Raw genomic sequence first — 22,402 nt, forward strand, 5'->3', positions numbered from 1 at the left:
TTTCTTATGAAAAGCGAAAAGGCTTTGCTGTGGACACTTGCAGCAATCAATTTTATCCACATTGTTGACTTCATGATACTCATGCCTCTGGGTCCTCAGTTGATGCGGCTTTTTGAAATCAGTCCAAGTCAGTTTAGCCTTTTGGTTTCATCGTACACCTTTAGTGCTGGGGCATCCAGTTTTTTTGGAGCATTTTTTCTGGATCGATTTGATCGAAAAAAAATCCTTTTCTGGGTTTATATAGGCTTTACGGTCGGGACTTTAGGTTGTGCCTTTTCTCCTAGTTATGGAATTCTATTAGCTGCCAGGGTAATTTCTGGAATTTTCGGAGGCTTAACTTCCGCTTTAATCTTGGCAATAATCGGAGATGTAGTTCCTTACGAAAAAAGAGGAAGTGCCATGGGACTTGTGATGTCTGCATTTTCTTTCGCTTCAGTAATGGGGGTTCCTTTAGGCCTATTTTTAGCCAGCCTTTCCGATTGGCACACGCCGTTTTACATTTTGACAGGCTTGTCAATCGTCAGTTTGGGAATGATTTACAAGTTCATTCCTTCTATTTCTGAGCATATGAACTTGGAAATAAAAAGGCCAAGTCCTTTGGAAGTAGTGTCAAGAGTAACCTCAAATAGCAATCAGATGCGAGCGATCACGCTGTCTATTATGATGATGTTTGGGCAGTTTATGATCATTCCTTTTCTGAGTCCCTTTAATGTAGCCAATGTAGGGTTTTCAGAAATGCAACTTACCTATATCTATATCGCTGGTGGTGGGTTTACCATTTTCACTTCGCCTTGGGTCGGTAAGCTGTCGGACAAATATGGGAAGCTTAAAATTTTCACCGTTTTTATGCTTTTGAACTTGGTGCCGATAGGAATAATCACGCATTTGGGAGTTACTCCAATTCCATTTGTATTGATGATAACGACCATGTTTTTTGTTACCTCCAATGGGCGATACGTACCCGCTGCTGCTATTATTACCGGAACAGCTAAGCCGGAAAATAGAGGTAGTTTTCTAAGTTTTAATTCTGCAGTTCAGCAAGTAGCGGCAGGTTTCGCTTCCTTGATCGCGGGATTGATTATAGGAGAAAATGAAGCAGGCCAATTGACCAACTTTAATATCGTAGGCTATATAGCCATATTTTTCAGCGTTATCTGTATTCCTTTAGCGAAGCGAGTGAAGGTGATCAGCTAAACCAAAAGTTAGAGGCTAGTAATTCAAGAGATTTTTTTTCATCTTAAGATTCAAACTTTTGAGTTTCCATGCAATCGTCCAATTCTACCTGTGTTCGATGTGGTCAAACTATCCAAGGGTATTATTGCGGTAATTGTGGAGAAAAGCGACTTGAAGAAAAGGACAAAAGCTTGATTCATTTTTTTGAAGAATTGGTTTCTTCAATTTTTGTGGCAGATGGAAAATTTCTCCAAACGATCAAGCTTTTGGTCAGTAACCCAGGAGAATTGGTTCGGAGTTATGTTATGGGAATTCGAAAAAAATATCTATCTCCGCTTCAGGTATTCTTTTTCGCCAACTTGATTTATTTCATTTTTCCTTTGATCTCGACTTTCAATACTAACCTTGAGATTCAAATGTACCATTTGCCTTATAGCGCTCAAGTAAGAGAAGTTGTAGAGGATTACTTGGAAGGTTCTGGGTTATCGATTGATATCTTTAAAGTTGAGTTTGAAAAAACTTCGAGTTCAAATGCAAAGCTTTTATTGATTGTTTTGGATTTACTTCAAGGTTTGTTTTTGAAGTTGCTCTATTTGAAGAATAAAAAGTTATTCCTGATTGATTTCTTTGCTGGTTCAGCCTATTTCTATGGGTTTTATATTTTAATTATTCTGGTTCTCTTTCCTGCATCTCTAAATTTCATTTCCAGTTTATTTGGGGTTGATATGGAGTCCCTGATCAATGAGCTAAACATGACCATTTTATTTTTACTCATAATCTTTACTTATATGTTTTTTATACTCAGAAGGGGTTATCAAACAAATATGATTGGGTCAATTTGGAGAAGCCTTTTAGTCGGGATATATATTGTCCCAAGTTTTATTCTCTATAGGTACATCCTTTTTTGGGTTACTTTCTGGATGGTAAAATAAAAATCCCCGACTCTTGACGGGGATTTTTAGGTTTAAAATTCTGCGTTTCCTGGTGTTCTTGGGAATGCGATTACATCTCTGATATTTCCCATTCCGGTGACGAATTGGACCATTCTTTCAAAGCCTAACCCAAAACCCGCATGTGGAGTGGCTCCAAATCGTCGAGTGTCTAGGTACCACCACAGTTCCTCCTCAGGAACATTCATTTCCTGCATTCGCTGAGTTAGTTTTTCAAGCCTTTCTTCCCGTTGAGAACCCCCGATGATTTCCCCAATTCCAGGGAAAAGGATGTCCATTGCAGCTACGGTTTTACCATCCTCATTTTGTCTCATGTAGAAAGCCTTGATGTCCTTAGGATAATCGGTTAGAATCACCGGCTTCTTGAAATGCTTCTCTACCAAATAGCGCTCGTGCTCAGACTGAAGGTCCGCTCCCCAAGATTCGATTAGGTATTGGAATTTCTTTTTCTTGTTTTGATTGGAGTTTTTGAGGATATCAATCGCTTCTGTGTAGGTCAATCTGACAAAATCATTTTCCACCACAAACTTGAGCTTTTCAATCAAACCCAACTCAGACCTTTGATCAGCTGGCTTAGTATTTTCCTCTTCCTGAGCTCTTTGAGCCAAGAATTTCAAATCCTCAGCACAGTTTTCAAGCGCATAGCCAATAATATATTTTAAGAAGTCCTCAGCCAGATTCTGGTTGTCCTCTGCGTCGTAAAAGGCCATTTCTGGTTCAATCATCCAGAATTCAGCCAAGTGTCGCGTAGTATTGGAGTTTTCAGCTCTGAAAGTCGGGCCGAAAGTATAAATCTCCGCCAAAGCCATAGCCGCCAGCTCCCCTTCCAATTGACCGGAAACAGTCAGGTTGGTTTCTCTTTCGAAGAAGTCCTGCTTGAAATCAATTTTCCCCTCCTCATTTTTTGGAGGATTCAATAGGTCAAACGTGGTGACTTTGAATGTTTCACCGGCACCTTCAGCATCCGATGCAGTGATAATTGGTGTATGGATGTAGAAGAATCCTTTATCATTAAAGTACTTATGCACAGCGAAAGCCAAGGCATGTCTCACTCTGAATACCGCACTGAAAGTATTGGTACGCATTCTAAGGTGAGCGATTTCCCTGAGGAATTCCAAGGAGTGCTTTTTAGGCTGCAAAGGATATTTTTCCGGATCTGCATCTCCCAAAACTTCAATGATTTTGGCATTGAGCTCGGATGATTGTCCAGAACCTTGAGATTCCACCACGGTACCTGTGATTTTTAGACAAGCACCTGTGCTGCATCTTTTCAAAATATCTTCTGAAATGACATTTGGATCTGCCACCACCTGATAGTTGGTTATTATGGAGCCGTCATTGAGAGCAATGAAAGAGACATTCTTGTTGCTTCGCTTTGTCCGTACCCAACCCATAAGGGTGATTTCTTGTCCAATCAGGTTTTGATCCAGGACTGTCTTGATTTTGACCCGTTTGTTAAATGCCATTTGTTCTTTATTTTAAGAGAAAATAGGTTTCTCGCCTTCCCTAAGAGGAATGCAAAAAAACGATTAAATAACCTTTTTATCAAAAAATTGCCTCTTTTTCCTAACTTTGATCAACGGGCTTTTTCAACTGAAAAAGCTTTTTTTGAACCCAAAAAGCAGGTTTAACACATTGCATGCAAAAGCTTAATCTTTCTCAGACTCTTTCACAGAAGTTATCTCCTCAGCAAATTCAATTTATAAAATTGCTGCAGGTCCCTACTGCTGAGCTAGATGCCAGGATAGAAGAAGAATTGGAAATCAATCCTGCCTTGGAAGAAGGCAGAGAAGAAGAGCCCGAAAAGTCTCAGGAGGATGATTTTGAGGACTCTTATGAAGATGATTTAGGCAGGGATGACAATGAACTTAATCTCGATGATTACCTGGATGATGAGTACAGTGGGTACAAAATGCAAGGAGATGGAAATTACAATCCTGATGAGGAAGATCGAGAGATACCAATTTCTTCCCAATCCACGCTTCATGAGCAATTGATTTCCCAGCTGAATTTTTTAAAGTTGGATGACCGACAAAAGATTATCGGACAGCAATTGATCGGAAGTATCGAAAACGATGGGTATATCCGAAGGGATTTGGAAGCGATCATAAATGACCTCGCCTTTTCCCAAAATATCGAAACAGATATCGATGAGATGGAGGAAATCCTCCGAAAGATCCAGAATTTTGATCCGGCAGGGATTGCTGCTAGAAATCTTCAGGAGTGTCTTTTAATCCAATTGGAAAGAAAAGAACATCCGGATGACCCCGTTGTGGTTCATGCGCTTTCCATTATTCATGATTGTTTCGAGGAGTTTACAAAAAAGCATTATCCCAAGATCCAAAGAAGACTGGATCTAAATGAAGATGAAATCAAAGATGCAGTAAACTTGATTACGCGTCTGAATCCAAAGCCAGGAGGGGTTTCTGATGGTTTGGTGAGAACCCAATACATCATCCCTGATTTTATTCTGACCAATAATAGTGGAAAGCTGGAGGTAAGTCTAAATAGTCGAAACGCTCCTGAACTGCGAATCTCCAGGTCTTATGCGGAGATGTTTGATGCCTATGACAAAAGTGATAAGAAGGATAAGAAGCTTAAGGAGACAGTAACCTTTGTGAAGCAAAAACTGGATTCAGCCAAATGGTTTATTGACGCCATCAAGCAAAGACAAAATACTTTGCTTCGGACTATGGAGGCGATTTTGCAGTATCAGAAGGAGTTTTTCATCGATGGAGATGAGACCAATCTCCGCCCCATGATTTTGAAAGATATCGCTGAAAAAATCGACATGGATATTTCCACCGTTTCCAGAGTGGCTAACAGTAAATCCATTCAGACCGAATTTGGAGTTTATCCTTTGAAATACTTTTTCTCTGAAGGCATTGCAACTGATAGTGGGGAAGATGTAAGTAATCGTGAAGTAAAATCTGTACTCCAGAGCATGGTGGATGCAGAAGACAAGAAAAAGCCTTTGTCAGATGACAAGCTGGTGAAAATGCTAAACAAAAAAGGGTATAATATCGCCAGAAGAACTGTAGCAAAATACCGGGAGCAGCTTCAGATTCCGGTGGCAAGATTAAGAAAGGAACTTTAGTGCTGAGGATTTTTGCTTTAGTTATTACCGTAGTTTTCCAGCCATTGTTGATGCCTGCCTTGGTTTATGGCTTGATGCTTTTTGCTGTTCCAGAAGCTACAAGCATCCCAGAAGAATTCAAGCTTCGCATTTTCTACTTGGTCGTTCTTTCTACGCTTTTGATTCCAATGGTCACCATTATTGGGCTAAGGTTGAGTGGGATGGTGAAAAGCCTTCACATGCCTACAATTAAAGAAAGGACAGTTCCTTTCATAATTACTTGCATTTACTTCGTGATGACCACTTATTTCCTTTATCAGAAAAGTGATTTGGACGAAATACTTTGGAAAGGAATGGCAGTGATTTCCATTTCCGTTTTAATCCTATCAGTGATTTCTTTTTTCTGGAAAATGTCTGCCCATATGACTGGGGCCGGAGGATTATTGGCAGTAGTTCTAGTTTTGGGGAAGAACTTCCCGACTTTTAATGAACTTACTCCTGTATTGTTGGGAGTCTTTCTATGTGGAGTTATTGCTTCTTCAAGATTGTACCTAAATGCGCATAAACCGCTCGAAGTCTACATAGGTTTTTTTACAGGATTTCTTATCTGCTGGTTTGGATTCTCCTTTATTTGGGGATAAAAAAATCCGGCTGAAAAGCCGGATTTGTATTTAGAAGACTGTTACTGCAATTCCAAAATTGATTTGGCTGGCCTGAGTTGCAAATGGCCCTCTTCCTGGCTGCCACATTTGGTTTAGGTAGAAATTAGACCAAACATAGAATCCTGGACTTCCTGCCTTGAATGTGATGGCATAGCGGAATTTTTCGAGTCCGTAGTTTTGAGAGTCTTTAATTTTTACATTTCCCTCAGCAGCAGATTCATATTTGATTTTGGTGTGGGCTTCGTATAGGTAGCCTACTTTAGCTCCAAGGCTTACTCGGAAACTTTTGCTGTAATTGTTCTTGTTGAAATGGTATCTGATGTCAATCGGAACCTCAAAGTAGTTAGTAGAAAAATTATTTTTCTTCAGGACAATGTTATCTCCATAAATATCTGAAACTGGGATAAGTCTTGAGGACTCTTTTCCCAAAGTTGGATTTGGAAATAGGTTTTCAGAATCACTAAACTCCAACTTATCAGACCCAATTCCGAATCCAGGATTGATTGTAAAACCCGTCTTTTCACCGACTTCGATTGGAAATTGATAAGAAACGTTGAAGGTTCTGGAACCGAAGAAATTGACCCCGATATCAGATGGCCGATTATTCAATTGGTTAAATCCAAATTCAAAATTGAGATCGCTGGGGATATTTGGGCGTCCTCCGATTGGGGTTTTAGGTTTAGATTCAGTTTCCTGTGCCAGAACTGGATTCAGGGATACTACTGCGAAAATCAGAAGGAGTAATTTTTTCATCAAAAGATTCTTCTTTGCTTAGAATGAGGGCAAAAATATAAAAACCAATAGGATTAACCCCCTAAATGCTCTTAATTATTCTTAAGTATCCAAGGTGCTTTCAGAATGAATTTGAAAATTCTTAGAAGCTGCTGTTTGGAGAAAATAGATTATTCGGTACTTTTGCAAACCAATTCGGCCTCGTAGCTCAACTGAATAGAGCACCTGATTACGGCTCAGGAGGTTTTAGGTTTGAATCCTAACGAGGTCACAAAGCCCGTTTCTTCATGATTCGGGCTTTTTTGTTTCACAAAAGTTTCTTTTTGACCATATTCGAATAAATAAATTATTCCATGAGGAGGCTTTTCTTTTTACTCTTAATTCTTTTTTCAAGTTGTGAGAAGCTTATCGATATCAATGAGATCGATGGACCTTGCACCATAGTTTTGACAGATGGATCTACCATTACTTCCAACGGAAACATTGAAATTCTCAAAAGCACAGGGGTCTTAACCTATAGGGATGAGGATGGAAAGCTTTGGTCCCTGACCTCTGAAGAATACCAATCCTACGACTGCAGCCCCAATTAATCCAAAGCGTCAATTATCAAGACCCAGTCATTGCCTCTTCCTTGGCTTGGGGTTTTTATTTCTACAGGATTAGCTTTGGTCACCTGATTGATTTGACTCTCCGGAAAAGTTATTCCTATCCTTGGATCATACCAGGTTAGTTTAAACTGGGGCCCTTTAAGGGTGGAAAGATCAAGTAGAGTTGTTTTTCCATCAGGGAAATAAATAAAGGCATATTGCCCGGTTTTGCTTCTTGTCGCAGAAACATAGGAATCATCTTGATTCTGTGGGGAATGGATTAAGCTTTGATCAGGAATTCTATCGAAGAAATCCCGGCTTAATAGTAAGTTTTTCAAGTGCTTGACCTGATTGGCTACTTCTAATTCTAAAGACAAATGCCAGGGTTTCAATGGGGCATTTACTGGATCTTTATCCAAATCATACATTTGCCATACCGCATGGCATCCATAGCTTTGGCCCGCCGCCCCAGCAAATACATTCCAATACATGATTCTTCGGATATCGGCTGCCTCACTGTACCCAAGTTCTTTTGCATTGAAGCACTTAGGGTGTTCTTCGTACATCGGCTCCCCATCTATACTTGGTTTTTGTGGAGAAAGGGCCAAGTCATGGCTGATTTTTTCGTAGGTGGGTTGGTTAGGACAATGCCCCGTCTGATGCATATTGAAGCTTAGCCAATCCGCGCTATGGAACCAGTTAGAGCTTCCTCCAGGTTCTGCAGGTTGGGGGTGAAAGGTGATCAATATAGGATTTGAGGGATTTTGGGTTTCTAGAATTCCTTTAGCCATTTGGTTCCAGACTTCAACATCCAAAGAATTTTCCCTAGGATTTCGATCTCCTCCCAAAACCCAAATCAGATTTTTTTGATTTCTGTAGCGATTGCCTATCCATTTACCGTAAGCATAAGCTGTTTCTGGGGTAAATATTTCAGGACCAATTCCCCATGAATTTTTAAATAATTTATCCCCCCAAGTAGGTAGAAGAGCAAGATGAATTTCTCTCTCGAGAGCGAGGTTGAGGATTTTATCCACATGTTCAAAATAGGCCTCATTGTATTGCCACTTGCTTGGATCAATAAAAGGTAAATCTCCATTTGCATTAGGAGAATTTATTCCATCAAGCTCTGCTAAAACTACCGCTTGAACCACATTGAAGCCTTGCTCTTTTCTTTTGTTTAAATAGAATTTTGCTTCCTCCTCGTCCAGACGATGAAATAATTCCCAAGCTGTATCCGCCATCCAGAAAAATGGTTTCCCTTCTGAGGTTGTTAAATATCTTTGATCAGGGTGGACTTTGATCGGGCCTTGGATTTCTTGAGCTTTTCCTGTAAAGCAAAAGGAAAGAAAAAGTGCTAGGGTCAAGATTTTTTTCATAATCCAAGATAAAAAAAGGCAGCCATTTGGCTGCCTTGATTTAGATTAATGTGCGGCTGCTGCGGCTGGTTTAGAGCCTTTTTGCCAAATAAAGAAAATGATAAATAGGACGATCAAAATACCTGGGAAAGTGACCATTTTCATTAATGTATCCTGACCTGCTGCCAATTCAAGGGCATCTCCTGCTAATCCAGCTGCACTTTGCGCTGCTCTGGAAGAGTCAATCCAGCCACCGATGATAGGCTGGAAAATAGCGGTAGAAAACATTCCCACACCTCCTATGATGGACATTCCCAATGCTCCAGAAAGAGGAACCCGCTGGGCCACGGCTCCTACCATCACTGGCCAGAAATAACAAACACCAATTGCAAAGATTAGTGCTGCCACGTAGGCCATTGGTCCGGTTACTGTGCTGAACAAGAAAATTCCAAGGGCTGCAAAGATTGCTCCTCCTAAAAGAACTCCTGTTTGGCCAAGGGCTTTTACCACTGGACCTGCAAAGAATCGTCCTACTGCCATTACCCCTGTGGTCAAAGCAAGGATTAACATTGGGCTAGCACCACTTGAGCTCATGATCAATCCCACCCACTGCTGAGGGCCAAATTCGCTGATAGCCGTAAGGGCCATGCAGAAGAAAAGGAAGATAAATACCGGGCTGAACATCGCCTTGATGTTGGATCCAACGGAAGTTGCTCCTTCCACACTTGGCTTTGGAAATGCCTTCCCGAAGAAAAGAACTGCATAGGCAATGGTAGGGATCATCATCACCCAAACTTGAGACTGCCAAGTCATTCCACCGTCTGTCATAAACTTGGAAACCAATGAACCAATTACGATTCCACCAGGGAACCACATGTGGAATCGGTTAAGCATTTTGTTTAGGGTAGTTCCGGAGTACATGTCTGCAATCAATGGATTACAAGCAGCTTCTGTACATCCATTACCAAATCCGATAAAAAGTGTAGAGATCAATAGCGTCGTATAACCTCCTGCGAAAATGGTCATCAAAATTCCGAGTGTGTGCATGATAAATGCAATTCTCATGATGTTTGCTGGACCTACCTTGTGATAGAATAAGCCACCCAAAATCATGGAAATTGGGAATCCAAAGAACCACATGGAGTTAATAAAGCCCAACTGCTCTGCAGTCAGACCAAACGAATCTCCCAATTGAGGAAGGATACCCGCCCGAATGGAAAATGAGAAGGCGGTGGTGATTAGCGCCAGACAGCTTGCATTGAATAGAGCGCCACGATTGATGGTTTGAGTCATAGATAAGTGCTTTTGGTTTTTGGGATGAATTGTGACTAAGATTGAAACGGTTCAAAATAGAAAAAAAAAAGGATTTAGCTTTCCCGTCCAAAAAAAATAGTACCCTTTGCTTTTATTCTACTGTAGGACTAAAAGGGAAGATGTAGTCATTCAAATAATCTTAGCAATGTCAACATTAAATTAGTTTTCGATTTCCAGGCACCTTAATCAATCACTAGGATCGAACCAAAATCCTCCTCTAAAATATTTTTTTCTATGTTTCTATAATTGATTCTTACCGCATAAGTTCCCGGTAAAACCTTTTTCCCGTTGTAAAATCCGTCCCAAATACAAGTAGATTCATCTTTGATCGGAGATGAGTTTTGGCAATGGAAAACCAAATTTCCCCATTTGTTAAAAATCCAGACATCCAATTCATCGACTAGGTAATTTGAGTAAATCAAGAATCCTTTGTCTGGATTTCCTGGTTGGATGGCATTGGGATAGGAGACCTTCAAATCACATTCTTCCTCTGTCAAGAAACTCATTTGGTAAGCACATCCCTCCTGGCTAAAAACTATCAAATTATAATTTCCAATTTGACTAGGCTTGAAAGTTGGATTGGTAGATACAAGTTGATCCCCCAAATACCACTCATATCCAGAAAAGCTCCCAGGATTTAAAGTGGGAGCTATATCGTATCTTGGACAAATCAAATAGGAGTCCTCCAGAATCGGCCTAACCTGATCCGTGCTTCGAATAACCAATACATTGTCAAAACCAAGCAAACAACCAAACTGATTAATTATTCTTACCTCATATGTACCCTCTTCATTAGCAAGAATTTCCGTTTTCCCTTTTTCATTTATCAATTCGCTTTGATTGTTACTTAGGTCAGTAAACCACCATTCAATTTTCAAGGACTCTTCCAAATTTGTAATTAAGGTGAGTGCCGCGTCAGCCTGGTCTGGGCAAAGCGTCTCAGCTTCTATTTCTGCAGGAATCGAAAGTGTTGGGACAGGAATTTCAAATGGAATTTCCTGATTGGAGCAAGGGATAGAACCTTTAGGTTGAACTTCAAGAGTGAATTCGCCATAGGTCAAGGTTCTTAATTCAGAGGAAGTACTTACCAAATTCCCATTAGGATCTTTCCAAAAGAAATCCACTTCATTAACGGGATAATTTTCAACTACTGCCTGATAGGTATACTCTCCATCACAGGTCAAATCGACTAGTTCTTGAGAGAATTGAACAGGTTGGTTGATGACAACATCGAATGTTTTCTGATTGGGGCAAAGAGGTCCTTTGATATCCGGATCATACCCAAGAATGGTATAGGTTCCTTCCTGATCAATAATAAATGATTCATTCCAATTTTTGATTTGGATAGATCCATCTGGATAGGTGAGTTCAAATTCCAAAGGACTACTTGAATCAGGAATCAGGGAATAGGGATCACAAATGGAAAGTGTGCTAGGAACATCAAAATCAACTTTGTCAAGAATGAGATTTAGATCAATGGTGCTTCGTCCAAGTTCACAATCTTTATTGATAGATGGGATTCTGCTGTAAACTGAAGCTTCATAGATCCCTGCCACTTCGGCTAAAATCTGCTTTTTATCTTTGAATTGGGGAAGAGGTTCAATATTTCCTAATTCATCATATCTCCTCCATTCTATATCGGTAACTTCTTCAGGGAAAGTAAATAACAGATCCACTATTGCTTTTGGACCATACTCACAGAGTTTGGTGGGATTTAGCGTCAAGTCTACAGCTAAAATGGGCTCTTTAATTTCGAATTCAATGGGTTGAATAGGGCAGGATTCAGTGTTAGCAGGCTGAACTTCTAACTTGAAAATCCCATTGGACACAGGGTTAAGAAATTGTCCTGTTCCAACCAAGTCGTTATTTTCATTATACCATCTAAAAATTACAGTGTTTGGATCTTTTCCGAAAATATCCGCTTTGTATGTTCGGTTTCCAAAGCAGTCCTGATTGACTAGAACAGGTGCATAATCCACGGCATCTACTAAAGTCACTTGAAATTCTTTCAAATCTGGACAAATTTCTGTTTGGTTAGGAATGTAACCTATCAATTTGTGTAGGCCAGCTTGGGTCAATGTGAAGGGTTCTCCTTTTTGCTTTATTTCTTCTGTTCCATCAGGAAATTCCAATGTAAATACTAAGCCCTGATCTGTTTCTGGCATCAAATCATACGATTGGCAAATATTTATTTCATCCGGAATTCCAAATTGGACTAAATCAACGCTCGGAATAATTATTTCTTTGGGTTCAGGAAGTGAGCAGTCATTTTTATCAAAGATTTCGAAGAAATAGATTCCTCCAGGAATTTCAATAAAAATTTCAGATGTTGAGCCCGTATCCTCTTCTCGGATTATGGCTCCTCTTTCATTGACGATTCGGAAGGATCCATCAAAAGGGCCATTTTGTAAGATGACTTTAAAGGAACCATTTTGCTTGCCCTTAGGGGTGCACTTCTCAGGTTGGATATCCTGAATAGCGAACTCCAATTGATCGGGAGGATTATCCAATGGTACAATTGCCGTGAAGGTATTTTGACAGCCTCCTAGCTGTGCTGTGATTGTATATGATCCAGATTTTAGATTAGGGAAATTTAAAATATCACCTACTTTAATATTGGTATAGCTTAAAGATCCTCCTTTGATTTCCAAAAAATTTATTTCTGTCAAGGCTTCAATTGATACTTCCCCATCAGGAATATTACAACCACTCGAAATCTGAGGATCCAGAAATTTTAAATTAGGCTTTTCGAAATAGGAAAAATTCACGGTTTTTTCAATATCACAATTTGGATTGGATGGACTTTCAGCTCGAAAAATGGCGGTATAAGTTCCAGGATTTGGTAAGTCCAAAATAGGTCTTATTGAAAGTTGTGTGGAATACCCGAATGGGAATTCTATACCGGAACTAGTCTCTTTAATAAACCAATTTCCTGATAATTGAGGGTTGGTTTTAACTGTTATCGTTTCATCTGGGCACGCTGATATTTTATCAATTATCAGATTGGTAGTTTGGGTTTCAATAATTTCAGTTTTTAGTATTGTAGTACACTCTTTGATTCCAAGAGAATTTAAAAAATAGAATTCTACTGTATATGACCCTAAAATTTCTGTTGTGAATTCGTTTTTGTCCCCCACCTGAATTCCAAATGAATCCTTCCACTGGAAACTGTATTTGTCAAGGTTTGGGTCAGATGGTGAAATTGCAATGAGGGTAATAGCCTCAGAATTGCAGGTTAAGTATTGATCATTTAAGACTATTTCCGGTCCCTTTATTACATCAACAGTATTGCTAAATTTCCCCACCTCTATCCCGCCTCTCGTTACTTGCAACTCTACCTTGTGTTGTCCATTGATGGAGAAAGTAAAGCTGATCGTCTGAAATCCGGCTCCACCTGAGCCGGTAAATAAAACTTGATTACTTGGCCCCAAAATTCTCCAAGAATACACATCTGTTAAGGGATTTCCTCCCCCTGAAAATGATCCAATAATACTTCCAAAAACATTACAAAGTCTGTCTGGTCCAGTTAATTCCGGCTGATTTAGAAATTCAACTTGGGAAGTTGTCTCTTCGGTCTTTAAAAAAAAGAATGCAGTTCCTCCAGCAGCCGTTACCAGCGAAATAAATACAGCTAGAAAAAAAGTGATTTTTCTCATTTTTAAATTGAGATACTTAAGCCAAAATATTGGAAAACAGGCTTCTAAACTACCAAAAAATTAGCCGACCAAAAAATGAAAAAGGGCTCATTTTCAATTCATTGAACCCTTTCCCTGTTTATCTTACAAATACCCATTCTTCGGCCGAACTGAAAGGTTCCGAATATTCATAGCCCTCTTGCTGGAATGTCTTCAGCATTTCAGGGTCAGTAATTTTATTTTTGATTGCAAAGTCAGTCATCATGCCCCTTGCTTGTTTGGCAAAGAGACCAATGATTTGATAACTGTCGTTTTTAAATTCTTTAAAATGAATGGTAATAACTTTTGATTTCAGGGCTTTTAAATCCACCGCCTTGAAATATTCCTGGGATGCCAAGTTGATTATGGTTTGATCCTTAGCCACTTCATTTATCGCTTTGGCAATTTTTGATCCCCAGTATTCGTAAAGGTTTTTACCCTTTTTTGTTTCTAATCGCGTTCCCATTTCCAATCGATAGGGCTGAATCAAGTCCAGTGGTTTTAGGAGCCCGTAAAGCCCAGAAAGAATTCTGAGATGTTTTTGGGCAAATTCAAACTCCTCCTTGGAGTAGCTGTCAACATCAATTTTAGTATAGACGTCCCCTTTGAAGGCCAAAAGAGCCTGTTTAGAATTATCAGGATTAAATTCTTTTTGGAAAGTCTTGTATCTTTTTTCATTCAACTCGGCCAGATTCTCACTGATATGCATCAATTCAGCGAGGTCTTGAGCTTTTTTCTTTTTCATCACCTGTACCAAAGTCTTAATATCATTGGTAAAGTCTGGATGGGTGAATTCTTGATAATGAGGATTGGAATAGTCTAAAGTTTTTGCGGGGGAAATCAGAATTAACATGCTATTGAATAATGGTAATCGCTTTGGTTTCTTTTCGAGTTAGATTTTGGTCTCTGGAAGTAAACTGCACCACTACAGCATATGTTCCATTTGGTACATTTTTTCCATTATAGGTTCCATCCCAAGGGCAGAATGGTTGTTTGGGTTCGAGATTTTCATGCTCGCAATAGAAAATCAACTCACCCCAACGATTAAAAATAAAGACCTCCACCTCATCAATATATTCGTTGGCGTAGAGAATGAAATTCCGATTGGGGTCTCCCAAAACCACACCGCTTGGATAAATTATTTTAAGCTCGCAATCTTCAAATACCGTAAAAGTTGCAGAATATTCGCAGCCTAGATTATCAGAAACCACCAATTCATAATTGCCTGGAAGGGTAGGTGTAAATATTCCTTCAGTGGAAACTTCCACCCCATTCAGTCTCCAAGAATAATTATCATAGGTTCCAGGATTTATACTGGTGGTCACTCCCTCGACGGCACAAATCGTAAACTCTTCGGGAATCACAGGTGGGATAATAGTGGATTTCACAACCAAACCACTGGCTCTTCCAAGTTCGCAACCTTGTACGCTTCTAAGCAGAACTTCATAGGACCCTTCATTGCTTACTTGCACAATTGGTAAATCATCAAAAGCTGGAATTCTTGTTTTTACCCCACCATTTACCGAAAACCATTCGATTCCATCGACATTGGTTAAATCAGCATTGACTGCTAAAGTTGTGGAGGTTTGGCTAAAGCAGAATGGTGTGACATCCAAAGTCACAGGAACAGGGCTTGGAAGCGTTTTAGCTGTGAATGGAATTTCCTGACTGGAGCACAATCCACCTGATGCTGGTTGAACTTCCAAAGAATAATTCCCATCTCTGCTTGGGACAAAAGTCTGCCTCCTTCCGACGATTACTCCCAAATCATCTTTCCATAGGAAAATGACATCTGCAGGCAAAGCATTAACCAATACGGCTTCATACCTCACTCCTGTTTGGCAATCTTCAATCGGTCCTGAAAGCGAGAAATTAATAGGCTGGGTCAGATTGACTACCATTGAGATTTCCAAAGGACAATCTATTCCAGCAGGATCCTCGCCTCTTACCGTGTAGGTTCCGCTTTGTGTGAAAGTGAAATTACCGTTGGTGTCAGGTGTCAAAATTCCTCCTGAGGAATTCCTAGCCGTGTAATTCAAAGGTTTTGGTCCAAGTGGAGTAAAGGAATAGGTTTCACATGCCGTGACGGAAGTTGGTACGGAAAATACCACTTCAAACTTTTGCCCAATGCTATATACGGTTGGGTCAGGAATTGAACAACCCGATAGGTCACTTACCTCTACCAAATAATCTCCATAAGGTACCTCTACATCAAATGAAGCCTGATTTGGCAGGGGACCAGTAAAGACTTGTCCATTACCTTGTCTTACTATTCTATATTCTCCTTGCTGGGCAATTCCCGAGTTAAACGAGATGGTAATTAATCCCGGATTTACACCTGTTCCTCCACAGACTTCATCTGCTGTAGCTACAGTAAACTCCAATAATGCAGGAGGATTTAGGTTTTCTACTGTCACGGAGGCGGAGTAGAAACAACCGGTCGAATTGTCGGCCTCCACAGTATATACTCCCGGCAAAACTCCAGTAACAGGGATTACATCTCCTGCATTTACATTTGAGAAAACTAGACTCAATTCTGGAACTCGTACTTCCGAGGCATTGCCTTGCATCTGTATTTCAAACGAACCATCAGGCGTGTTGCAGTCTGTTGCTGGGTTGGTTGCAGTTAAAGTGAATTGGGGAAGTTCGTTGACCAATAAATCCAACTTTTTCTCTACCACACAACCCGCCAAAATAGGATCCTCTGTCACAAAAATGATTTCATATTGACCGGGTCCTGGAAGTGTGTTTACAAACAATTCCAATTCAAAGAACTCACCCAAGGAAACTCTTGTCCCACTTTGATTGAGGTCATAAAACCATTCCCCAGAGATAGGTGTGTCCGGTGCAAAGGAGACAGTGACATCTTCAAAACAAACTTCAGTGGCACTTTGGGTTAATTCAAATTCAAATGCAGGGCCTACAAAAACCTCCGCTGAAGAAGGACAGGTTTCAAATAAAAGAGCTTCATCTGGAGAAAGCCCGCTAGGAAGTCTATAAGAAACCTGAACAGTATAAATGCTCTCTTCATCCACAATGATGGAATTTGAGTTTTCGTCTCCAAATACTTGTCCAGCAGCATTCGTCCATAAGAAATCATAAAGCCCATCCGAAGGATCGTACCCGTCAATAGCAGTTAGTGTAACTGGATTTCCAGCACAAAGAGTTACGTCCGATTCCAAGGTTAATTCAGGTGGGGCAACTACTTCAAATTCGCCCTCAAACTCAGCATAAGCTACTTCAGCACATCGGTCAACCCTGAGTTCAACTGTATAAATTCCAGGTTCATTGAAGACTTGCTCTAGGCTTTGGAACTCTTCTCCTGGCCCTCCAAATGCATTCAGAATGACTGTTCCATCATCTTTTGTAATAGTCCAAAAATAGCTGTCGATATCTGGTTCTCCAGCTCCCTCAAACAATCCACTTGCTCCAGTGGCTGGATCCAAACACAATCTTGTAGGTAAGGAAAGCGCAGGCTCAGGGATTGAACTTCCTGAATTTTGGACAAAGTTGGGTAAACCGAGATTCGAGGTACCAGGCATAGGTTCTACAGCATCCAAAGTAAAGGTGCTGGTGCCTGTACAGCCACTTCCAACTTGAATTTGGCCGATTCTATTGTCTCCAACTACTGCCACATAAACCTGTCCGTCAGAAGCGATTTGAAGAGCTCCAAGGTTTAAATTGGCAGTACCGCTTACTTGTTTTTTGGTAGAAAGAATACATGCTTCGCGTTGAGCCCTGGTGGTGGCATTTGCAAAGCAAGCTGGACAGGCTGCCGCATTTGGATCGTCATTATCGACTTGCTTGATTATAAATTCCTCAACTCCCGGCCCTCCATTTCTATAGGAAACCAAGACTCTGTCAGATTCATTGCTGAATTCCAGCCCGTAGATATCTCCATTACAACCCAAATTCAATCGGGCGTATTCTTTCATTTTCCCGGTCTTTTGATCAAACTCAAAGATTTCTGCACGATTACATCCTCCTTCTGAAATAGTAACCGCGACCTTGGTTCCATCCGGGCTGAACTTCATTGTTCCCACCCCGGAATTAAATCCATGATTACTTCCCACTGAGCTCAAAACAGGTTGTCCAATTCCGTTTGTAGTCACTGGATAAGCCCGGAAAGTATTGTTTCCTAGTTCATGAAACATCACCCAAGTCGTATCCCCTGAAGTTATGGCAGCGCTTTGCTCTGTAGATGGACTGAAAAGAAAATTATTTTTAGTGGAGACATTACCCACTCCCGTCAGATTTTCTGACTTGATATCTACCAAAGAGTAGGAAACAGTACTCGTCCCATTGGCTGAGCTTTGGGTAGTAAATAGGTAGAATAAAGTCGGCTGTGTAGGAACTCCCACCGCGACGACAGATTGACTGGAAGAATTGTCTCCCCCAATATTGTCCCCATTCTGCATCAAATCTCCATTCAAATCCCAAACAGAGGATCCGTCGGTAAAGAACAGAACTTGCCCAGCCTGATCTGAAATAGTAGTCGTACCAGCTGGAATATTTTGAGGATGTCTTTGAGCAATTGGCCTAGGAACTGGTGCATTTTCATCATCAGGATCCGGATTAAAATCCAAGCCCGCTCCGTCTCCAAAATACCAGATGTTGTTGGTTTGGTCTGGCACATCCCACATTTTTACGCGAATCTCGGCATAGGCATAGCACTGAGACCCTGGCTCTCTTACCAAAACCCAATACAATCCAGGCTTACAAATCTCATTAGCCTCCTTACCAATCCATCCCCGGTCTCTTTTGTTGGACCAGAAATATTCGTAATTACTTCCTCCTGCCCCAGGTGCTTCTCCGCCTTGTTCCCCCTCAGCGGATTGAGCTTGAAGTAGAGGCTCAATATCAAAGCAAGACTCGCAAAGAGTTGTATCGGAAGGAGTAAAATTGGCCTCCAGATTATTTTCAGTTAGTGGAATGTCCTTGGAGACATTCTTTTTGGTTCCATCAGCAAATTCGACCGTTAGCGTCACTGAAATACTGGTTCCGGTGGTTGCATCTTGAGGAATCAAGAAATGTTCTTGCTTAAAATCAGCTGGAAGTGGATTTCCATCCGAATCGGTCAACGGAGGATTAAATTCCCAATTGAAAGAAATAGGTTGGTAATTCTCAGGAGTTATTTCGCTGGTTAATTGAACCGGGTTATTAGAGCAAGGTTCTTCAGGATCCCAGGTGAAATCAACTGTAGGTTCAATGTCAGCATTGGGTGCAAAAGTTGGGAAAATCTTCCCGCAAAAGTCTGTTCCGTTAAATGGATCCTCTTCCAAAGTCACCAAACTCAGGTCAGGTTCATTTGGATTGGTGACTCGTCCGATAAGTTGTGGCCCCCCAGCCACTTCCTCATAGATATAATACAATTGCCCATCAGGTCCGGTCTTTATGTCAAAGATTTGACTTGGTGCATTGGGAATGGTGATTTCTTCAGGTGTTGCTGACAGATTATTGCTTGGAACTCGGAAAAGCTGATTTCCCCTAGAGAAATAGATAAAATCTCCATCAGGGGAAAAATCTGCTCCACCGATTTCACCTGCTCCTCCAGAATTGGAAATGGGCTGTGGGGCTCCAAAATTCCCAGTTGAGGTATCAAATGGAATCACCAAAATATCATCTCCAGAATTCTCCGAAATCACTAAAAGACGGCTGTTTTCCTCATCGAAAATGATAGCCTTTGGGGTAAACGGAATCCCCCGGGTATCTTTTTGATTAAATGATCCTTGGGTTGGAAGAAGCTCTCTTGAAATTAAATTCCCACCTGAAAAGCTGATCAAATAAGAAGGTGAAGCAGAAATTTTTACCACTAAGAGCGCTCCTTGACCAGGCCCAATAGCCTGGTCTTTGGCGATTACTTCTCCCAATGGCCTCTCATTTCCAGTTGCCTGTCCTGGGGCATTCATGTCCACTACCGCGTATTGAAGCTGACCTCCAGGGGAAAGGTAGAAAATGTAGAAAAGCTTGTTTCCGTTTGGGTTATATTCTAAAAATCCTGTTGCTACTTTTTGTCTTCCGTCAATGTCTCCATTTAATCCGGGAGCACTTCCCTCTAAAGGATTTGAGCCGAAATCGTAGACTAATTCGCCATTGGTTAAGAAAAGGGGTTGGCCAGTAATTGGGTCAATTGCTAGCGCATTATTATTGGCCCCTACCAAAACTGTGGATGGCAAGGTTTGAACATTTGGACTGCCACCCTTCCCAAAAGAAAGGTAATTATTGTCGCTTCCCGGACAATAACCAAAAATCCATTCGTTCTCATTAAAGCCCTGACCATAAGACGGGGCATTCATTCCTACCAAAATCAAAAAAAGTGACTTGGTAAAAATTAAAATGAATCTTATGGAAATCGGGATGCTTTTCATATTTTTCGAACTGCTTTCTAAAACAACCTATCGTCGAAAACGTTCTAGAAGCTACTTGACATTCAAATAAACGAACAATTCCTTGTTACGGTCTCTGCTTCACTTGGTTTTTTTTGCAACACTTACGGCAGCTCTTTCATTTAGAGCTTTTGCCCAAGATCCGCAATATAGCCAGTATTATGCAGCCCCTCTCTATCTAAACCCAGCCATGGCAGGGGGAGAACTTACCGGTAGGGTTGGTTTCAACTACCGAAACCAGTGGCCTTCCATTGATGCTCAATTCACCACTTTCTCGGCCTATTACGATACTTACCTTCCTGACTACAACAGCGGAATAGGCTTTCATGTTATGCAGGATACTGAAGGGGCAGCAAAATTAAGATCGACTTCCATTTCTGCGATGTATTCTTATGAGTTGAAATTGGGTGAAAACTCCTACTTCAGACCGGGATTCCAGGCCAGTTATATTCGAAGAGAAATTGGCTTTTATGAAAACTTGGTTTTTGCCAACCAAATCAACCCCAGTGATCCCTTTGGCCCAACCCTACCCGGTTCAGATATTCCAGGTTTAGGTGATCCTGTTGGATTACTTTCACTTTCCGTGGGTGGATTATTTTTTACAGAAAATATGTGGGCTGGTGTTTCTGCTCATCATGTGAATGAACCCAATCAATCTTTTATTGATGGAATTAGCCCGCTTCCGATGAAGTTGTCCTTCCATGCAGGATACAGAATTGATTTGGGAGAGGGATCTATGAGAGGTGATTTTACCCACATGAGAAAACAAAGATCATTGACTCCTACAGTCAATTACAAAATGCAAGGGCCTTTTGAGCAACTTGACTTAGGTGCCTATTTGTATTTGGAACCAATTGTTTTCGGTCTTTGGTACCGAGGATTACCATACAAGCCAGTTGAAAACCAAAGTAACCGTGACGCAGTTGTTATGATGGTTGGGGTGAATCTACTCTCAGGGCTTAATATCGGATACAGTTTTGACTACACTGTGTCCCAATTGGGAATCCAGTCTGGCGGGGCGCATGAATTGAGCCTTTCCTGGACCTTGCCTAATAGCTATCAAGGAAAGCCTTCTAGACGGGATACCATCCTTCCTTGTCCAAAATTCTAATCAATTTTTATGGGTGCAGAAAGTTTGAACTACCTGTTGGTGGGTGTTTTGGTATTTGGGTTTTTGATCAGAAAAACGCTCAAATATCTTAACATCAAAAATCCTGTTCCTAGAATTCCCGACACACTTGCTGAATATCTCAGCCAAGAAAAATTAGAGGAATCCAAAGCCTATCAAAAGGATAATTTCCGGTTTGGTTTGGTGACTGGAACATTTTCATTTCTGTTGACTCTTTTCTTTATTTATCAGGGCTGGTTTGGTTGGATTGATACTTGGCTGGCAGGCTATGGGTGGAATCCTTTAATCAAGTCCCTTGCCTTCTTTGGATTGATTTTTATCGGTTCGGATATCTTGAGTTTGCCGTTCGATTACTATTCGACTTTTGTGATCGAGGAAAAATACGGATTCAACAAAACTACGATAAGTACATTTTTTAAGGATAAGATCAAGGGGTACGTACTCTCAATCCTTGTTGGCGGTGGTTTGTTAATGGTTTTTCTTTGGCTGATTCACCAAATGGGAAAAGACTTTTGGTGGCAGTTTTGGGTCATTGCTACCGTGTTTATGGTTGTAGTCAACCTGTTTTACACCGCTTGGATTTTGCCTTTGTTCAATAAGTTGACTCCATTGGAGGAAGGCGAATTGAAAAATAAAATCGTGAGCTATGCCAAGTCCGTGGATTTTCCTTTGGATAATATTTTCATTATTGACGGTAGTAAGCGTTCGGCAAAAGCAAATGCGTTTTTTTCTGGCTTTGGGAGGAGAAAAAAAGTGGTGCTCTACGATACACTTTTAGAACAGCACCCACCGGAGGAAATTGTGGCCGTTTTGGCGCATGAAATTGGACATTATAAAAAGAAGCATATCCTATTGGGGATGATTACATCTATTCTTCAGATAGGACTGATGTTGTTTCTTTTGGCTCAATTTATTTTCTCTGAAACCATGAGTCTTGCTCTTGGAGGTCAAGCCTGGTCTGCCGAGTTGAACATTATTGGCTTTACCATGCTTTTCACCCCGATTTCGATGATTTTGGGAATTGGAATGAATTGGCTGAGTAGAAAGAATGAATTTGAGGCAGATGCTTTTGCAAAAGAAACGTACAGCGGAGCTCCTTTGGCAGAGGCTTTGAAAACCCTTTCCGTAAAAAGCCTAAGCAATATCAATCCTCATCCTTGGTTTGTCTTCGTCAATTATTCTCATCCGCCTCTTTTGGAGCGGTTGGAGAGATTAGAGAATTGAAAGACTAGAAAATTAGAAATCTTATTCAGTCCATTTTTGATCCTAAAAATCAAGGTTTGAGTTTTAGAAGTATTAAAATTAAAAAACCGCTAGGCACTCCAGCGGTTTTTGATTTCTTATGTCTAGTGTCTTAAATCTAT

At 40.7% G+C, this 22,402-nt stretch carries 14 protein-coding genes and 1 tRNA gene; 8 read left to right on the top strand and 7 right to left on the bottom strand.

From position 1 onward, the window contains the following. Positions 1-6: 6 nt before the first annotated feature. Positions 7-1,194 carry an MFS transporter gene (locus tag DFQ04_RS14370; RefSeq protein WP_133557066.1) on the top strand — a complete coding sequence of 396 codons (1,188 nt, stop codon included), beginning with the start codon at positions 7-9 and terminating at the stop codon, positions 1,192-1,194. A 68-nt stretch (positions 1,195-1,262) separates the two neighbouring features. Beyond that, positions 1,263-2,105 (top strand): DUF3667 domain-containing protein, encoded by an 843-nt coding sequence (locus DFQ04_RS14375; RefSeq protein ID WP_133557068.1) that lies wholly within the window; start codon positions 1,263-1,265, stop codon positions 2,103-2,105. A 32-nt stretch (positions 2,106-2,137) separates the two neighbouring features. On the opposite strand, the gene asnS is transcribed toward DFQ04_RS14375, so the two are convergent. Next, positions 2,138-3,589: an asparagine--tRNA ligase gene (gene asnS, locus DFQ04_RS14380; RefSeq protein WP_133557070.1), complete on the bottom strand. Its 1,452-nt coding sequence runs from the start codon at positions 3,587-3,589 to the stop codon at positions 2,138-2,140. Between the two features lie 173 nt (positions 3,590-3,762). On the opposite strand from asnS, the gene rpoN reads away from it, so the two are divergent. Both rpoN and DFQ04_RS14390 read left to right on the top strand, forming a co-directional pair. Beyond that, entirely contained in the window at positions 3,763-5,220 is a 1,458-nt protein-coding gene (gene rpoN / locus DFQ04_RS14385; RefSeq protein WP_133557072.1) for an RNA polymerase factor sigma-54, read from the top strand. Next, on the top strand, positions 5,220-5,840 hold the full coding sequence (locus tag DFQ04_RS14390; RefSeq protein WP_133557074.1) for a phosphatase PAP2 family protein: 621 nt from the start codon (positions 5,220-5,222) through the stop codon (positions 5,838-5,840). Before rpoN ends, DFQ04_RS14390 begins: the two co-directional genes overlap by 1 nt. A gap of 30 nt (positions 5,841-5,870) precedes the next feature. On the opposite strand, the gene DFQ04_RS14395 is transcribed toward DFQ04_RS14390, so the two are convergent. Beyond that, positions 5,871-6,614, bottom strand: coding sequence for a porin family protein (locus tag DFQ04_RS14395; protein ID WP_133557076.1), 744 nt, complete (start codon positions 6,612-6,614; stop codon positions 5,871-5,873). Positions 6,615-6,790: 176 nt separating this feature from the next. Here DFQ04_RS14395 and DFQ04_RS14400 point away from each other — a divergent pair. Together DFQ04_RS14400 and DFQ04_RS14405 are read left to right on the top strand one after the other, a co-directional pair. After that, positions 6,791-6,864 (top strand) — tRNA-Arg (locus DFQ04_RS14400). Positions 6,865-6,946: 82 nt separating this feature from the next. After that, entirely contained in the window at positions 6,947-7,183 is a 237-nt protein-coding gene (locus tag DFQ04_RS14405; RefSeq protein WP_133557078.1) for a YgdI/YgdR family lipoprotein, read from the top strand. On the opposite strand, the gene DFQ04_RS14410 is transcribed toward DFQ04_RS14405, so the two are convergent. From DFQ04_RS14410 to DFQ04_RS14430, 5 genes are all read right to left on the bottom strand, one after another. After that, positions 7,180-8,556, bottom strand: a complete 1,377-nt coding sequence (locus DFQ04_RS14410) for a glycoside hydrolase family 140 protein (RefSeq protein ID WP_133557080.1) — start codon at positions 8,554-8,556, stop codon at positions 7,180-7,182. The two genes, DFQ04_RS14405 and DFQ04_RS14410, sit on opposite strands and share 4 nt — an antisense overlap. A gap of 45 nt (positions 8,557-8,601) precedes the next feature. Next, positions 8,602-9,828 (bottom strand): MFS transporter, encoded by a 1,227-nt coding sequence (locus DFQ04_RS14415; protein WP_133557083.1) that lies wholly within the window; start codon positions 9,826-9,828, stop codon positions 8,602-8,604. A 203-nt stretch (positions 9,829-10,031) separates the two neighbouring features. Next, the gene (locus DFQ04_RS14420) at positions 10,032-13,505 is read right to left on the bottom strand and encodes a gliding motility-associated C-terminal domain-containing protein (RefSeq protein ID WP_133557085.1); all 3,474 of its coding nucleotides are present in this window, start codon (positions 13,503-13,505) and stop codon (positions 10,032-10,034) included. 118 nt (positions 13,506-13,623) lie between these two features. After that, positions 13,624-14,376 (bottom strand): peroxide stress protein YaaA, encoded by a 753-nt coding sequence (yaaA, locus tag DFQ04_RS14425; protein ID WP_133557087.1) that lies wholly within the window; start codon positions 14,374-14,376, stop codon positions 13,624-13,626. Between the two features lies 1 nt (position 14,377). Continuing rightward, entirely contained in the window at positions 14,378-19,891 is a 5,514-nt protein-coding gene (locus DFQ04_RS14430) for a T9SS type B sorting domain-containing protein (protein ID WP_133557089.1), read from the bottom strand. Between the two features lie 82 nt (positions 19,892-19,973). Here DFQ04_RS14430 and DFQ04_RS14435 point away from each other — a divergent pair, with 82 nt between their 5' ends. Both DFQ04_RS14435 and DFQ04_RS14440 read left to right on the top strand, forming a co-directional pair. Continuing rightward, complete coding sequence (locus DFQ04_RS14435; RefSeq protein WP_133557091.1) at positions 19,974-21,020, top strand: PorP/SprF family type IX secretion system membrane protein; 1,047 nt, start codon at positions 19,974-19,976, stop codon at positions 21,018-21,020. Positions 21,021-21,029: 9 nt separating this feature from the next. Further along, positions 21,030-22,262, top strand: coding sequence for a M48 family metallopeptidase (locus DFQ04_RS14440; RefSeq protein WP_133557093.1), 1,233 nt, complete (start codon positions 21,030-21,032; stop codon positions 22,260-22,262). Positions 22,263-22,402: the final 140 nt, after the last annotated feature.

This window comes from Algoriphagus boseongensis (assembly GCF_004362805.1).
Classification (GTDB): Bacteria; Bacteroidota; Bacteroidia; order Cytophagales; family Cyclobacteriaceae; genus Algoriphagus; species Algoriphagus boseongensis.

Excerpts from the sequence above, each read along its gene's own strand:
- DFQ04_RS14395 (WP_133557076.1), bottom strand. The coding sequence starts at position 6,614 with ATGAAAAAATTACTCCTTCTGATTTTCGCAGTAGTATCCCTGAATCCA.
- DFQ04_RS14405 (WP_133557078.1), top strand. The coding sequence starts at position 6,947 with ATGAGGAGGCTTTTCTTTTTACTCTTAATTCTTTTTTCAAGTTGTGAG.
- DFQ04_RS14370 (WP_133557066.1), top strand. The coding sequence starts at position 7 with ATGAAAAGCGAAAAGGCTTTGCTGTGGACACTTGCAGCAATCAATTTT.
- DFQ04_RS14440 (WP_133557093.1), top strand. The coding sequence starts at position 21,030 with ATGGGTGCAGAAAGTTTGAACTACCTGTTGGTGGGTGTTTTGGTATTT.
- DFQ04_RS14375 (WP_133557068.1), top strand. The coding sequence starts at position 1,263 with ATGCAATCGTCCAATTCTACCTGTGTTCGATGTGGTCAAACTATCCAA.
- DFQ04_RS14430 (WP_133557089.1), bottom strand. The coding sequence starts at position 19,891 with ATGAAAAGCATCCCGATTTCCATAAGATTCATTTTAATTTTTACCAAG.
- DFQ04_RS14415 (WP_133557083.1), bottom strand. The coding sequence starts at position 9,828 with ATGACTCAAACCATCAATCGTGGCGCTCTATTCAATGCAAGCTGTCTG.
- DFQ04_RS14410 (WP_133557080.1), bottom strand. The coding sequence starts at position 8,556 with ATGAAAAAAATCTTGACCCTAGCACTTTTTCTTTCCTTTTGCTTTACA.
- DFQ04_RS14420 (WP_133557085.1), bottom strand. The coding sequence starts at position 13,505 with ATGAGAAAAATCACTTTTTTTCTAGCTGTATTTATTTCGCTGGTAACG.
- rpoN (WP_133557072.1), top strand. The coding sequence starts at position 3,763 with ATGCAAAAGCTTAATCTTTCTCAGACTCTTTCACAGAAGTTATCTCCT.
- yaaA (WP_133557087.1), bottom strand. The coding sequence starts at position 14,376 with ATGTTAATTCTGATTTCCCCCGCAAAAACTTTAGACTATTCCAATCCT.
- asnS (WP_133557070.1), bottom strand. The coding sequence starts at position 3,589 with ATGGCATTTAACAAACGGGTCAAAATCAAGACAGTCCTGGATCAAAAC.